This is a genomic window from Gordonia sp. SID5947 (assembly GCF_009862785.1).
Taxonomy (GTDB): Bacteria; Actinomycetota; Actinomycetes; order Mycobacteriales; family Mycobacteriaceae; genus Gordonia.
Genome location: NZ_WWHU01000001.1, coordinates 2925853 through 2939788 on the forward strand (window position 1 = coordinate 2925853; position 13936 = coordinate 2939788).

The 13936-nt window shown below is 67.9% G+C and carries 14 protein-coding genes; 7 read left to right on the forward strand and 7 right to left on the reverse strand.

Going from position 1 to position 13936, the window contains the following annotated elements; genetic code table 11:
- Nucleotides 1-62 precede the first annotated feature (62 nt).
- Both GTV32_RS13470 and GTV32_RS13475 read left to right on the forward strand, forming a co-directional pair.
- On the forward strand, nucleotides 63-1796 hold the full coding sequence (locus tag GTV32_RS13470; protein ID WP_161060745.1) for an ABC transporter ATP-binding protein: 1734 nt from the start codon (nucleotides 63-65) through the stop codon (nucleotides 1794-1796).
- On the forward strand, nucleotides 1793-3739 hold the full coding sequence (locus GTV32_RS13475) for an ABC transporter ATP-binding protein (protein WP_161060746.1): 1947 nt from the start codon (nucleotides 1793-1795) through the stop codon (nucleotides 3737-3739). Before GTV32_RS13470 ends, GTV32_RS13475 begins: the two co-directional genes overlap by 4 nt.
- A gap of 18 nt (nucleotides 3740-3757) precedes the next feature.
- On the opposite strand, the gene GTV32_RS13480 is transcribed toward GTV32_RS13475, so the two are convergent.
- Nucleotides 3758-4384 (reverse strand): hypothetical protein, encoded by a 627-nt coding sequence (locus GTV32_RS13480; protein ID WP_161062522.1) that lies wholly within the window; start codon nucleotides 4382-4384, stop codon nucleotides 3758-3760.
- An 89-nt stretch (nucleotides 4385-4473) separates the two neighbouring features.
- Between GTV32_RS13480 and GTV32_RS13485 the strand changes: the two genes are divergently transcribed.
- The gene (locus GTV32_RS13485; protein WP_161060747.1) at nucleotides 4474-5043 is read left to right on the forward strand and encodes a YdeI/OmpD-associated family protein; all 570 of its coding nucleotides are present in this window, start codon (nucleotides 4474-4476) and stop codon (nucleotides 5041-5043) included.
- Between the two features lie 87 nt (nucleotides 5044-5130).
- Here the strand turns inward: GTV32_RS13485 and GTV32_RS13490 are convergent, their stop codons facing one another.
- The 5 genes from GTV32_RS13490 to rnhA form a co-directional block, all read right to left on the reverse strand.
- On the reverse strand, nucleotides 5131-5922 hold the full coding sequence (locus GTV32_RS13490; protein WP_161060748.1) for an SDR family oxidoreductase: 792 nt from the start codon (nucleotides 5920-5922) through the stop codon (nucleotides 5131-5133).
- 52 nt (nucleotides 5923-5974) lie between these two features.
- The gene (locus GTV32_RS13495; RefSeq protein ID WP_161060749.1) at nucleotides 5975-6973 is read right to left on the reverse strand and encodes an aldo/keto reductase; all 999 of its coding nucleotides are present in this window, start codon (nucleotides 6971-6973) and stop codon (nucleotides 5975-5977) included.
- Complete coding sequence (locus GTV32_RS13500) at nucleotides 6970-7437, reverse strand: MerR family transcriptional regulator (protein WP_161060750.1); 468 nt, start codon at nucleotides 7435-7437, stop codon at nucleotides 6970-6972. Before GTV32_RS13500 ends, GTV32_RS13495 begins: the two co-directional genes overlap by 4 nt.
- Before the next feature lie 63 nt (nucleotides 7438-7500).
- A complete protein-coding gene (locus GTV32_RS13505; protein ID WP_161060751.1) occupies nucleotides 7501-8415 on the reverse strand; it encodes a D-isomer specific 2-hydroxyacid dehydrogenase family protein in 915 nt (304 codons plus the stop codon).
- Nucleotides 8412-8891, reverse strand: a complete 480-nt coding sequence (gene rnhA / locus GTV32_RS13510) for a ribonuclease HI (RefSeq protein WP_161062523.1) — start codon at nucleotides 8889-8891, stop codon at nucleotides 8412-8414. The genes GTV32_RS13505 and rnhA overlap by 4 nt, the downstream gene beginning before the upstream one ends.
- 129 nt (nucleotides 8892-9020) lie before the next feature.
- Between rnhA and GTV32_RS13515 the strand changes: the two genes are divergently transcribed.
- Nucleotides 9021-9791: a methyltransferase domain-containing protein gene (locus GTV32_RS13515; protein ID WP_161060752.1), complete on the forward strand. Its 771-nt coding sequence runs from the start codon at nucleotides 9021-9023 to the stop codon at nucleotides 9789-9791.
- 13 nt (nucleotides 9792-9804) lie between these two features.
- Here GTV32_RS13515 and GTV32_RS13520 read toward each other — a convergent pair whose 3' ends face one another.
- Entirely contained in the window at nucleotides 9805-11028 is a 1224-nt protein-coding gene (locus GTV32_RS13520) for a citrate synthase (protein ID WP_161060753.1), read from the reverse strand.
- A 98-nt stretch (nucleotides 11029-11126) separates the two neighbouring features.
- On the opposite strand from GTV32_RS13520, the gene GTV32_RS13525 reads away from it, so the two are divergent.
- The 3 genes from GTV32_RS13525 to GTV32_RS13535 all read left to right on the forward strand — a co-directional run bounded on the left by GTV32_RS13525 (nucleotide 11127) and on the right by GTV32_RS13535 (nucleotide 13924).
- Nucleotides 11127-12269, forward strand: coding sequence for a citrate/2-methylcitrate synthase (locus GTV32_RS13525; protein ID WP_161060754.1), 1143 nt, complete (start codon nucleotides 11127-11129; stop codon nucleotides 12267-12269).
- A gap of 99 nt (nucleotides 12270-12368) precedes the next feature.
- On the forward strand, nucleotides 12369-13628 hold the full coding sequence (locus tag GTV32_RS13530; protein WP_161060755.1) for a DUF4185 domain-containing protein: 1260 nt from the start codon (nucleotides 12369-12371) through the stop codon (nucleotides 13626-13628).
- Nucleotides 13629-13726: 98 nt separating this feature from the next.
- A complete protein-coding gene (locus GTV32_RS13535) occupies nucleotides 13727-13924 on the forward strand; it encodes a hypothetical protein (protein WP_161060756.1) in 198 nt (65 codons plus the stop codon).
- Nucleotides 13925-13936: the final 12 nt, after the last annotated feature.

Genomic DNA, 13936 nt, shown 5'->3' on the forward strand with positions numbered 1-13936 from the left:
AGTCGGAAATCCGGTCGCAGGCCGACGGTGGACATTGCTAGCGTCATCGGAGTGATCTCGTCATGCTGAGTCGGCTCATCCGCACCTACCTGTCGAACTATCCGCGGAACATGGTTGCCGTCGTCGCGCTGCAGGCCGTCGCGACCGCGGCGATGCTCTATCTGCCGACGCTGAACGCCGACATCATCGACGACGGCGTCGCGCGCGGAGACACCGACTACATCCTGCGCACCGGCGGCTGGATGCTCGTCATCTCCGTCGCCCAGGTCATCTGCACGATCGCCGCACAGTACTTCGGTGCACGTGCCGCGCTCGGTGTCGGCCGCGACATCCGGCACGACCTCCTGCATCGGGTGAACACCTTCTCGGCTCGTGAGATCGGCGGATTCGGTGCGCCCTCCCTGATCACGCGCACCACCAACGACGTGCAACAGGTGCAGCTGCTGGTGGTGATGAGTACGGCGATCCTGGTGATGGCCCCGATCATGTGCGTCGGCGGCATCGTCATGGGTGTCCACGTGGCACCCGGACTGTCCTGGCTGCTGGCCATCGCGGTCCCGATCCTGGGCATCACCATGGCGTTGATCATCGGTCGGATGATCCCCGGATTCCGGGCGATGCAGGAGCGTATCGACGCCGTCAACCGAGTGCTGCGCGAGCAGATCACCGGGATCAGGGTGGTCCGCGCATTCGTGCGCGAACGCCACGAGATCCAGCGTTTCGCGGTCGCCAACGACCGCCTCGCCGATGCGACCTTGCGCGTCGGCCGGTTGATGGCCCTGATGTTCCCGCTGGTCATGCTCATCACCAACGTGACGATCGTCGCGGTGATCTGGTTCGGTGGCCACGCGGTGTCCGACGGCAGCGTGGAGATCGGCGCACTGACGGCGATGATGAGTTACGCCATGCAGATCATGATGTCGGTGATGATGGCGTCGTTCCTGGCGATGATGGCGCCGCGCGCCGCCGTCTGTGCCGAACGAATCTGCGAGGTCCTCGACACCGACACCTCGGTGCGACCGCCTGCCGAGGCCGTCGGATTCGCCGGCGACCCCGCCACCGTGGAGTTCCGCGGAGCCGAGTTCCGCTACCCGGGCGCCGACGATCCGGTGTTGCGCGACATCAGCTTCCGCGTGGAACCGGGCACGACGACCGCCATCGTCGGCTCGACCGGTTCCGGCAAGACCACGGTCCTCGGGCTCATCCCGCGTCTCATCGACGCCACCGACGGCGAGGTACTCGTCGGCGGCACCGATGTCCGCCGGCTCGACCCGGACGAACTGCGTGCGGTGGTCGGCCTCGTCCCCCAGCGGCCCTACCTCTTTTCCGGGACCATCGCGTCCAACCTCCGCCACGGCCGAGCCGACGCGACCGACGACGAGATCTGGGCGGCATTGCGGATCGCGCAGGCCGACGATTTCGTGTCCCGGATGCCCGACGGCCTCGAGACCATCGTCGCCCAGGGCGGCACCACGGTGTCCGGTGGCCAGCGTCAACGGCTCGCGATCGCCCGGGCGCTGATCCGCAAACCGGCCGTCTATCTGTTCGACGACTCGTTCTCGGCCCTCGACCTGACCACCGACGCCCGGCTGCGGGCCGCGCTCCGGCCGGCGACGCGCGAGTCCGCGGTCATCGTGGTCGCCCAGCGGGTCTCGACCATCGTCGACGCCGATCAGATCGTCGTGCTCAACCGCGGCCGCGTGGTCGGCCTGGGACGTCACGACGAACTGGTCGAGAGTTGCGAGACGTACGCCGAGATCGTCGAATCCCAGCTCGCCATCCAGGAGGCGTCATGACACGCCCCGGCGGAGGCGGCCCCCCGATGATGGGCGCACCGGCCGAGAAGGCCCGGACCTTCGGGCCGTCGGTGAAACGGCTGCTCCGGCTGTTGCTCGGATACCGCATCTTCACTCTCACCGTGGTGGGGTCCATCGTCGTCTCGGTGATCCTGTCCGCGGTCGGCCCCCGCGTACTCGGTCATGCCACCGACCTGGTGTTCAACGGCATCATCGGCGCCACCCTGCCCGCCGGGCTCACCAAGGCGCAGGCCGTCGCAGACCTGCGCGAGCGCGGTCAGGGCACCTTCGCGGACATGGTGAACTCGATGGACGTCACCCCCGGCGTGGGCGTCGACTTCTCCGCGGTCGGCCGGGTCCTGATGATCGTGCTGTTGTTGTACATCGGGTCGTCGGTGCTGGCGTGGCTGTCGGCATATCTGCTCAACATCGTCGTCGTCGGAACCATTCGGCGTCTGCGCGCCGACGTGGAGGAAAAGGTCCACCGGCTGCCCCTGAGCTATTACGACGCGTCTGCACGCGGCGACCTGCTCAGCCGCGTGACCAACGACCTCGACAATCTCTCGCAGAGTCTGCAGCAGACCATCGCGCAGTTCCTCAACTCGGTCCTGATGGTGGTCGCGTTGCTGGTCGTGATGATCTGGATCTCGCCACTGCTCGCACTCATCGCCGTGATCACCGTGCCGCTCGCGGTGGTTGCGACCGCCCAGATCGCGAAACGGTCCAAGCCGCATTTCATCTCGCAGTGGGCCTCCACCGGCGCCCTCAACGCCCAGGTCGAAGAAGCCTTCACCGGGCATGAGCTGGTCAAGGCGTTCGGCAGGCAGCACGAGATCGAGGCGACCTTCGACGACCGCAACGAGCAACTCTACGAATCGAGCTGGCGGGCCCAGTTCATCTCCGGGATCATCATGCCGACGATCATGTTCCTGGGAAACCTGAACTATGTCGCGATCGCCGTCGTCGGCGGTCTGCGGGTGGCATCGGGTGCGCTGAGTCTCGGCGAGGTACAGGCATTCATCCAGTACTCACGGCAGTTCACCCAACCGCTCACGCAGATCGGGTCGATGTTCAACCTGATGCAGAGCGGTGTCGCGTCGGCCGAACGCATCTTCGACGTCCTCGACGCGGAGGAGGAGTCGCCCGATCCCGTCGACCCGGAGTCGCCGTCGTACGGCCACGGCCTCATCGCCTTCGAGGACGTGTCGTTCCGCTACACCGAGGACAAGCCGCTCATCGAGAATCTCTCGCTGGTGGCCCAGCCCGGCCACATGGTCGCGATCGTCGGACCGACGGGTGCCGGCAAGACCACCCTGGTGAACCTGATCATGCGGTTCTACGACGTCGACTCCGGGACCATCCGGGTCGACGGGGTGGACTCGCGGCGGATGACGCGCGACGACCTGCGGGAGCGGACCGGGATGGTCCTGCAGGACTCGTGGCTGTTCGGCGGCACCATCTACGACAACATCGCCTACGGGGATCCGACGGCATCACGGGCCGAGGTGATCGAGGCTGCCGAACTCAGCCACGTCGATCACTTCGTGCGCACACTCCCCGACGGGTACGACACCGTCCTCGACGAGGAGGGCGGCGGGGTGAGCGCCGGTGAGCGGCAGCTCATCACCATCGCGCGGGCGTTCCTGGCCAAGCCGACGATCCTGATCCTCGACGAGGCCACGAGCTCCGTGGACACCCGCACCGAACTGCTCATCCAGAAAGCCATGGCCAATCTCCGCACCGACCGCACCAGTTTCGTCATCGCGCATCGTCTCTCGACGGTCCGCGACGCCGACGTCATCGTGGTGATGGAAGACGGGCGGATCGTCGAGCAGGGCGATCACGAGCAGTTGCTCGAAGCCCAGGGAGCCTACTGCCGGCTCTACAACTCCCAGTTCGCCGGACCGGCTGAGGTCGAGGAAGCGGAGTCGGTCACCCCGTGAGCCCGTGTCCGGCCGAGCTCAGCGCTCGCGGCCGGGCTCCAAGGCCGCCGAGATGCGGCGTTCGATCTTCTCGCTCGCGGCGGGCGGAACCGCGATGAGACCGTCGAGTTCGGCACGCGCCTTCCGATAGGCGGCCTGACGTTCGGCCGGTGTCGCAGCGCTGTCCGCGGCGACTGCCACCAATCGCCGCGCGCGTTCGAGACGTTCCCGCTCGACCGGCGAGAAGTCGGCCTGCTTCCGACGACGGGCCTCTCGCTCGGCGGCGTCGAACGCGGTCGCATATTCGCTGACCGCGTCGCGGTACTCGGCGAACACGGCGGGTTCGAGGAGTTCGTCGGGATGGTTGGGCCGCAGATCGTCGGCGCGGACCTTCGCCCGGTGGAAGGCCAGGGTCAGGGGCTCACGCAGGTCGGTCATCATCGGGTATTCGATGAGGGTGGCCAGATCGAGTTCGTAGCCGAACCACCGTGCGTCGACGTCGTCGTGGCGCGCGAGCACCTTGGTGATGGCGGTCTTGCTGGTCTGGGTGATCCGCAGCTGCTCGGTCTGTGCCGAAGCCTTGATGCGGGCGAGTTCGATCTTGTCCTTGCGACGCTTCTCGTTGTAGGCCGCCACGCGCGCCGTCCAGCCACCCGCCACACCCATGACCGGGAAGACCAGCCACCAGTGCTCGCCCAGAAACGCGAAGACCTCGCCCACTCCTCAACTGTACCGGGGTCCCCTAGGCTTCTCCCATGGCTGATCCCGACGCCGAGCAGCTCCACCCCGGGTCCCTCGACGAGTGGCACAACTGGTTGCGCGAGAACCACGACAAATCCGGCGGTGTCTGGTTTGTGTTCTGGCGCAAGGAGTCCGGAAACCAGCCACTCGACTACGACGAGGTGGTACGTGAGGCGCTCTGTTGGGGGTGGGTGGACGGCCACACCCGGACCATCGACGACGCGCGGCGCGGTATGTGGTTCACCCGCCGGGGCCGCAACAGCGCGTGGGCGGCGTCCAACAAGGCTCGTGTCGCGGACCTGGTCGCCGAGAAGCGGATGCGGCCGGCCGGTCAGTCGGTGATCGACGACGCCAAGGCGCGCGGACTGTGGACCCTGCTCGACGATGCCGAGGCACTCGTCGAGTCCCCCGAACTCGCCGCCGCCCTCGACGCCGTGCCGCAGGCCCGCACGAACTGGGACGCCTTTCCACCCAGCGCCCGCAAGTTCGGGCTGAGTCAGATCGCGTTCGCCAAGCAGCCGGCGACCAAGAGCAGACGCATCGCGACCATCGTCGAGAAGGCCTCCCGCAACGAACGCCCGTGACCGCGACTCCCGCCCCCGCCGGACGAGTAGCCGCCCACATCCGCCGGTCGAGTAGCCGACGAGCGCAGCGAGGAGGCGTATCGAGACCTACAGATCCGGAATCGGCAGATCGAGATTCGGCGTCACGATGCCGCCGTCGACCTCGAGGATCTTGCCGGTGACATACGAACCCGCCGGCGACGCGAGATAGAGCGCCGCAGCCGCGACATCCTCGGGATCGCCGAGCCGGTGCAGCGGGGTGGCCGACTCGATCTGCGAGCGCATGTTCTCGTCCTCGGCGACGATGTCGAGGGCCGAGGTCAGGATTGCTCCCGGGGCGATGCCGTTCACGCGGATCTTCGGGTTGAGGTCCATCGCGGCCAGCCGCGTGTACTGCGCGAGTGCGCCCTTCGCGGTGCCGTACGCGGCGTACGCCCGGCCGGGTGAGCGGCCCACCATCGAGGTGATGTTGATGACCGACCCACCGTCGGCGTTGGCGAGCAGATGCGGTACCGCCGCGACGACGAGCGCATGCGCATTCGAGACGTTGAAGTCGAAGGCCTGCGAGAGGTGCTTGGGCTTGGTGTCCATCAACGGGCGCGGAAGTGCCCCGCCGACATTGTTGACGACGATGTCGAGGCGTCCGAACTCGTCGATCGCGGTCTGCGCGAGTCCGGCCGCGGCGTCGAGGTCGCTGAGGTCGGCGGCCACCACCTTCGCCCGCCTGCCGGCCTCACGGATCCGGGCCGCGACCTTGTCGAGTTCGGCTTCGTTGCGGGCGGAGATCACCAGGTCGGCGCCCGCCTCGGCGAACGCCACCGCGATGGCGGCACCCAGGCCACGTCCCGCGCCGGTCACCACGGCCACTTTGTCATCGATACGGAATCTGTCGAGAATCACCTCCCGAGGATGCCACCGATTCCAAAAAACTGGAACACGTTCTAGAAAACTGCTATCCCGAACGTCCGGACACCCAATCCATGTCCGGGTAGCGCTCGCCCGCCGGACGCAAGGCCGCCAGCCGATCCAGTTGCCCGGCCGACAGCGTGAGTGCGACGGCGCCGGTGTTCTCGTCGAGATACCGGCGTCGCTTGGTGCCGGGAATCGGGACGACGTCGTCGCCCTGTGCCAGCAACCACGCGAGCGCGACTTGGCCCGCCGTGGCCCCGACCTCACCTGCCACCGCACGTACTTCGTCGACGAGAGCGAGGTTCGCGGTCAGATTGTCGCCCTGCCACCGGGGCAGTGTTTGCCGGAAGTCGTTCTGCGACAGCTCGGTAGGCGCCGATCCGGTGAGCATGCCCCGGCCGAGCGGGCTGTACGGCACGATCGCGGCGCCGACGTCGCGCGCGGCGGGCAACTCGCGATCCTCGATGTCGCGGCTGAAGACCGACCATTCCGACTGCAGCGCTGCGATCGGATGGACCGCCGCCGCCCGGCGGAGCGTCTCGGCGTTGGCCTCCGACAACCCCAGGTGCCGGACCTTTCCGGCGGCCACGAGTTCGGCCATCGCGCTCACCGTTTCCTCGATCGGACGTGACGAATCCACCCGGTGCACGTAGTACAGGTCGATGACGTCGGTGCCCAGGCGGGTCAGCGACGCGTCGACGGCGGCCCGCACGTACTCGGGCGAGCCGTTCACCTCGCCGGTCGGATAGCCGGTGTCGGGATCGGTGATGATGCCGAACTTGGTGGCCAACACCACCTCGTCGCGACGCTTTGCCAGCATGCGCGACAACAACTTTTCATTCGCCCCGCCGCGGCCGTACATGTCGGCGGTGTCGAGGAAGTTCACCCCGGTGTCGATCGCGTGGTCCAGGGTCGCGAGTGCCTCCGCCTCGTCGACCTCTCCGTACGCGAAACTCATTCCCATACAACCCAAACCGATTGCCGAGACGTCGAGGTCACCGATGCGTCGTCGCGGGATCGGATTGTTCGATGTGGTGCTCATGGCTGCGTCCTTCCGCCGTAGGTGGCGATCTTGTATTCGGTTGCGGCAAGCGACAATGTCAGCTCCGCGATCTGGCGTCGCACCGTGTCACGGTGCTCGAGCAACATCTCCAGGCGTTCGTCGACGGTCTCGTCACCGCGGTCGACCAGCTCCACATAGTGCTGGAGGTCGCGGATGGCCATGCCCGACAGCCTCATCCGCGTGAGGAACACCAGCCGACGAACCGCCGCGGCATCGTAGGTCCGGTTTCCGGCACTGTCGCGCGGGACGTCCACCAGGCCGATGCGCTCGTAGTAACGGAGGGTGTGCGCGGAGACCCCGAGCAGGTCCGCGGCCTCCGCGATCGTGAGAACGCCGTCGATCTCGTCGGCCTCCACCAACTGATGGATGACCTCGACGGACAGCGGCCCGTCGTGTTCACCCAGCGCGGCGAGCGCCTTGTTCATGAGGTGATCTGTGCTCATGCAGATGACGCTAGGCCTTCGAGCGCACTCCAACGCAAGGCCGAGCGGTTCCGGGGTACTCGGTCAGTAGTCGCTGCCCGGCGTGACGACCGCGAGGAGTTCCTCGCCGGCCCGGAACCGACGGATGTTCTCGGCCAGCCACGGCGCCATCGTGCGGGTGAGCCCCGACGACGGGTTCGCGACATGCGGGGTGATGATGACATTCGGCAGCGACCAGAGCGGGTCGTCGTGCGCGGGCGGCTCGGGATCGGTGACGTCGAGAGCCGCGCCGGCGATCTGCCCTTCCCGCAACGCGGTCAGCAACGCAGCCTGATCGACCAGCGGACCCCTCGCCACGTTCACGACCCACGCGTGCTCGGGGAGCGCGGCGAGTGACCGCGCGTTGATGATGTGCCGGGTCTCCGCGGTCGCGGGGGCTGCGAGCACCACGTGATCGGTCTGGCCCCACACCTCGTCGGTGCGGTCCGACGGCAGCGTGAGGGCCGCGCCCTCGACCGTCCGTCCGGACCTGTTCACCGCGACCACATCGGCACCGCACGCGGTCAGTCGCGGTATCAGCGACGCGGCGATCCCGCCCGCACCGATGATGGCGACCGTCGAACCGTGCAGCGAACGGACCGCGGCGTCGATCGGCTCCTTGTCCCAGTGGCGCAGTACCGCGGTGTTGACCTGTCGCAGGCCGGCGAGCAGCAAGGTCAACGCGTGCTCGGCCACGTTCTCGGCATAGAAGCCGCTCGCATTGGTCCAGAGGCGTCGGTCGTCGATGACCCCGGCGGAGACGAATTCCTCGATGCCCGCGGTCTTGAGGGCCACCCATTCGACGTGGTCCGGCAACTCGGGGAAGTCCGCGCCTGCGCCGATCCACACGAGCACGCGTGCCTCGTCGATCCCGACCACCCGCCCGCCCGCGTCCTCGACGGCGGCCACCAGGTGCCGGTCCGGGGTGGGCTCGACGGCGACGGGCAGCCCCGCACTCATCGTCGCGCCTCCGCGATCTGCCGCGCGGCCGTGGTCGCGAGTTCGTCGGCGATCTCGTTGTAGTGGTCGCCCGCGTGCCCCTTCACCCACTTCCAGGTGACCTGGTGCCGCTTCTCCTCGTCGATCAGGCGCCGCCACAGGTCGGCGTTCTTCACCGGCTTCTTGTCGGCGGTCTTCCAGCCGTTCCGCTGCCAGCCGGCGACCCATTTGGTGATGCCGTTGCGGACATAACTCGAGTCCGTGTAGAGGATCACGGTCGACGGCTTCCTCAGCGCGGCCAGCGCCTCGATGGCGCCCGTCAGTTCCATCTTGTTGTTCGTGGTGTCCGGATCGGAGCCGGAGATCCGCTTCTCGTGCTGCCGGTATCTCAGCACCGCGCCCCAGCCTCCCGGACCCGGATTCCCCAAGCACGCGCCGTCGGAGGAGATCTCCACGACGTCGGTGGAGCCGGGCTCCACGGTGTCGCTCGGGGTCACGATCTGCGGGTCGTCGAACACGGCGTCGGTCACCCAACGAAGGGTACTGCACCCCTCCCGGGGCCGTGCCGGCCACGATTGCCGTCTTCTTCGCTGCTCGTGACCGCCCACGCGCACTACGCTGGAACCATGCAGACCTGGGATCCGGACCGCTACCTGCAATTCTCCGATGACCGCGCACGGCCGTACCTCGACCTCATCGCCCAGATCCCGACGGCACCGTCGACGATCGTCGACCTCGGTTGCGGTCCAGGTCATCTCACCCGCCACCTGCGCGCACTCTGGCCGGAGGCGCAGGTGCTGGGCATCGATTCGTCGGCCGAGATGATCGACACGGCGATCCGTGAGAACACCGATGCGCTGGCCAACTACGACATCGCCGACGCGGCCGGCTGGGCGCCCAACCAACCCGTCGACCTCATCGTCTCCAATGCGATGTTCCAGTGGGTGCCCGACCATTTCGACGTCATCGAGCGACTGCTGACACATCTCACCGACAGCGGGGTCTTCGCCCTGCAGGTTCCCGACAACGTCGACGCGCCCACCTACCGGTCGATCCTCGAACTCGCCGACGACCCGCGCTTCGCCGACCAGCTCTCCGGGGTCCGGCGGGTACCGCGTTTCGGTCCGCTCGAATACCTGACCTTCTTCACCGAGCGCGGCTTCTCGACGAATGCGTGGTCGACGACCTATCTCCATGTCCTGCACGGCGACGACCCGGTGTACGACTGGATCTCCGGAACGGCGGCGCGCCCGTTCCTGCAGGCCCTCGACGACGGCACCCGGGACGTCTTCGTCAGCGAACTCAAGGACCGCCTGCGCGCGGCGTACCCCGCGGAGCCCTGGGGGACGGTGCTGCCGTTCCGGCGGACGTTCGCGGTGGCGGTGCCCTCCGACTGAGTCGGCCCGCCGGTCACCGCGTGGCCGGCCGCACTCCCGTGTACACGCCCTCCGGCCGGAACCGGAGGTGCCGCTCGTCGTACTCCTCGAGGGCGTGGGCGGTCCATCCGACCATCCGGGCGAGCGCGAAGATCGTCTCGGCGGCGTCCGATCGCATCCGGTAGCGGAGCGCGACGGCGGCCAGCACGAGATCCGAGTTCACGAACGTCGCTTCGGGCAGTTGAGCACGAATCTCCTCGAGGGCCGGCAGCACTCGCGGATCGCCGCCGTCGGCGTCGGTGAGCACGTTCACGAGATGTTCCGCCCTCGGATCCCGGTGTCGGTAGACCACATGTCCGGTTCCGGGTATCTCTGCGCCGAGATAGAGATGCTCGGCAACGGCCCCGGCCGGATCGTCGAGCGAGGCAACGAGAAAGCGGCGGGCCAATGTCGTCGCTCCGCCGTGGACCGGGCCGTCGAACGCGCCGAGGCCTGCGCCCAACACCGCGTAGATACTGCCGCGAGCACTGGCCGCCACCCGCGCGGCCACCGCGCCTGCCGACAGATCGTGATCGGCCAGCAGAACGAGCGCGGCGTCGAGGAGCGCGATCTTCTGCGGTGACGGCGGGTCGTCGGTGAGACACGGCCACAGACGTTCGGCGATCGTCCCCGGCTGCCCGGTCCCGTCGCCGAGGACATCGACACATGCCGTGATGACCCTCGACGCCGTGGCAGCGACCGTCGGCAGATCGCGGCGGTGTCGACGGGTATCACGCGCACCGAGGACGTCGACGGACAGTCGGATGAGGTCGAGACCGCGCGCAGCCGGCCCGCCCGCCTCTCGGATCACCGCCGTCGTCGATGCGTCGACCGCTGCGGACGGCCACTGACCATCCGTGTCCCACAACAGGTTCGCCACCTCCTCGAAGCTGTGGTCGCGGGCCAGCGCGACCACGTCGTGTCCGCGGTAGTACAGCCGGTCGTCCTGCAGCAGCGTCAGCCGCGTCCGTATCCGCTCCACCACTCCGGCGGGCGCGCGCCGCGGACGCCCCGCGGCCACGGCCTCGACCTCCTCGACCGCGAAGACGCTCCCGTCGACGCCGTCGATCCGGATGCTCGTCATGCGTCCGCGACTCACATAGGCGTAGACGGTGGCGACCTTCACGCCGAGGAACCGGGCCACCTGCTCGGTAGTCAGGTAGTCGCGGCCGTCGTGGTGGATCGGTTTCGGGAAACGTCGCGTATGGGTCCGTGGCACATATTGATCAAATCAACATTGACCCCACTGATCAACATCGCGCATCGTGAGCGAATGGCACGCCGAAGGGGTTGCCACACAAGAGAGGTGGTGTCGTGATGGATCAGTTGATCGCACCGGAAGGACTGGCGAACGTCGTCGTCGCCGACACAGAGATCGGCGATGTGCGCGGTGACGAGGGGTTCTATCACTATCGCGAGCACTCCGCGATCGAGCTCGCACGGACCCGGACCTTCGAGGAGGTCTGGTATCTCTTCGTCCACGGCGCACTTCCCGACCGCGCCGAGCTGTCCGGATTCCGTTCCGCGGCGGCACCGCTGGGCACGCTGCCCGACGAACTGGCCGGCCTGCTCCGGACCGTCGCCGTGCTCGGTGACGAGCGGGACACACTTGCCGGCCTGCGGACAGTGCTGTCGGCGGCCGGACCGGCCCAGCATGCTGCCCCGCTCTGGGAGAGCGACGCGGAATCCATCCGGCGCGATGCGATGCGGGTGGCGGCCCTCACCCCCACGACCCTGGCCGCGGTGCACCGAATCCGCATCGGTGAGGAGCCGGTCGCCCCCGCTCCGGACCTCTCCGTGGCGGCCAACTGGCTGTATCAGGTCACCGGGCGGCGTCCGGAACCCGCCCACGCTCGCGCGATCGAGCAATACCTGATCGCGACCATCGATCACGGGTTCAACGCCTCCACCTTCACCGCCCGGGTGATCGCGTCGACCGGCGCAGACGTCTACGCGGCGGTCTGCGGCGCTCTCGGCGCGTTCTCGGGTCCGCTGCACGGCGGCGCACCGGACCGTGCCCTGGACGCGCTCGACGAGATCGCCCGCCACGGTGACGCGACCGCGTGGGCTCGTGAGCAGGTGGCCGCGCACCGCCGGATCATGGGTTTCGGGCATGCCGTGTACCGGACCGTCGATCCACGTTCGGAATTGCTGCGGTCCATCGCCCTCGAACTCGGTGGGCCGACCGTCGACCAGGCCGTCGATGTGGAACGCCAGGTGGTCGCGGTGTTGCGGGAGGCCCATCCTGACCAGCCTCGATACGCCAACGTCGAGTTCTACGCAGGTGTCGTGATGGAGGCCTGCGGGGTCCCCCGGTCCATGTTCACCCCGACGTTCGCGGTCAGTCGCGTCGTCGGATGGTGCGCCAACATCGCCGAACAAGCGCGGTCACGCAAGATCATCCGCCCGCGTGCGCGCTATGTCGGCCCGGCCGTGTCGGTGGCGCCGACGTCACGGTGATCGGGTAACGCCTGCGTCTCGGTTCGAGGTACGCCCTGGGGTTGAACACGACAGTTCTGCAACACTGGCACCACTTGTCACAGGCCCCTGGGAGTACCCATGTCCGGATGGCGGAAGCTTCTCACCGCTACGACGATCGCGGCACTGAGCGCGGCCGGCACCGCGCTGGTGTCCGCGCCCGCCCACGCGTCGCTCTGCAGTGCGGTCGGCTTCCACGGCGGCGACGTCGGCAGCACCGGGAGTTCCGGATCGAGTCAGATCGGCCTCGGCAGCATGGACTTCGGCAGCTACCGGGCGGGCGGCAAGAAGCCACAGGGCCCCCTCGTCAAGCTCCGCGGCGCGAGCAAGGCGATCCAATGGGTGACCGGCCCACGCAGCCCCAACCGCACCGACCAACGGTTCTCCATCACCGCCACCGACGTGGGAGTGCCGTGGGACAACGGTTCCGGACAGGTGCTGATGGCATTCGGGGACACGTGGGGCAGATGCGCGGGCCAGATGGTGTGGCGTCACAACACGATGTTGCGGAGCAGCGGCAACACGGACCTCGACAAGGGCATCACCTTCCCGAACGCCGTCCCCGGGGCCATCCGGTCCGGAGCCTCGGTGACGCCCGCACATCCGGCCTTCGCGCAACCCATGCTCAACGCGGTCGCGGTCCGCAACACCGAGGTCGGCAAGATCCCGACCGGCGGCATCTCGATCAACGGCGTCCAGTACATGAGCTATATGTCGATCCACCGGTGGACGGGGCCGGGCAGGTGGGTGACGAACTACTCGGGGATCGCGGTCTCCCGCAACAACGGACAGACCTGGACCACCGACGACAACACCGTCCGTGCGAATCTCGACCTCACGGTGCCCGGCATCACCCAGCTCGCACAGGGCCACGGCCGCTTCCAGATGGGTGCGTTTCTGCGCTCCGGCGGATACGTGTACCAATACGGCACCCCCAACGGTCGGCTCGGCGCGGCCTTCGTCTCCAGGTTCCGCCCGGCGGACATCTTGAATCTGAACCGATACGAGTACTACCGGGGCGGCGGTTGGTCGCCGCGGCCGATCGACGCCGTGCCGATCGTGCGACCACCGATGAGCGAGCTGTCGGTCGCCTACAACCGATACCTGAAGCGGTTCGTCATGCTCTCCGAACGCGCAGGCAACATCGTGCTGCGCACCTCACCCACCCCGGTCGGGCCGTGGAGCAATGAGCGGGTGATCGTGCCGGCCGCGCAGCCGCACGGTCTCTACGCGCCATACATCCATCCGCGGTCGACCGGACGCTCCCTGTACTTCGTCGCATCCCGCTGGGACGACTACAACGTCATGCTCATTCGGACCGACCTGGCCAAGGTCGGCTGAGACGGGCGATTCGCTCGCATGTCATGGCCGCTGTCGGGTCCGCGGCGTAACGTCGGGACCAGTCGCCGACCCACCGATGCTCAGTGAGGAGTGTGATCATGGGTCAACCCGCCCCTCCCCCACCGCCGCCGCCGGAACCGGTCCCCGCTCCGGAGCCGATCCCCGAACCACCACCGGAGCCGCCGATCCCGGTGCCGGAACCCGAGCCGATCCCTGCGCCGGGTCCCGATCCCGATCCGGGGCCGGAACCCGGTCCACCGCAACCAGATCCGCCGCCGCGGCCGGTCATCATCTGACCGGGCCCCCAC

Bases quoted from the DNA above. Each gene is read 5' to 3' on its own strand.
- GTV32_RS13535 (WP_161060756.1), top strand. From the start codon at position 13,727: ATGGGTCAACCCGCCCCTCCCCCACCGCCGCCGCCGGAACCGGTCCCC.
- GTV32_RS13515 (WP_161060752.1), top strand. From the start codon at position 9,021: ATGCAGACCTGGGATCCGGACCGCTACCTGCAATTCTCCGATGACCGC.
- GTV32_RS13495 (WP_161060749.1), bottom strand. From the start codon at position 6,973: ATGAGCACCACATCGAACAATCCGATCCCGCGACGACGCATCGGTGAC.
- GTV32_RS13500 (WP_161060750.1), bottom strand. From the start codon at position 7,437: ATGAGCACAGATCACCTCATGAACAAGGCGCTCGCCGCGCTGGGTGAA.
- GTV32_RS13475 (WP_161060746.1), top strand. From the start codon at position 1,793: ATGACACGCCCCGGCGGAGGCGGCCCCCCGATGATGGGCGCACCGGCC.
- GTV32_RS13505 (WP_161060751.1), bottom strand. From the start codon at position 8,415: ATGAGTGCGGGGCTGCCCGTCGCCGTCGAGCCCACCCCGGACCGGCAC.
- GTV32_RS13470 (WP_161060745.1), top strand. From the start codon at position 63: ATGCTGAGTCGGCTCATCCGCACCTACCTGTCGAACTATCCGCGGAAC.
- GTV32_RS13530 (WP_161060755.1), top strand. From the start codon at position 12,369: ATGTCCGGATGGCGGAAGCTTCTCACCGCTACGACGATCGCGGCACTG.
- GTV32_RS13480 (WP_161062522.1), bottom strand. From the start codon at position 4,384: ATGGGTGTGGCGGGTGGCTGGACGGCGCGCGTGGCGGCCTACAACGAG.
- GTV32_RS13525 (WP_161060754.1), top strand. From the start codon at position 11,127: ATGGATCAGTTGATCGCACCGGAAGGACTGGCGAACGTCGTCGTCGCC.
- GTV32_RS13485 (WP_161060747.1), top strand. From the start codon at position 4,474: ATGGCTGATCCCGACGCCGAGCAGCTCCACCCCGGGTCCCTCGACGAG.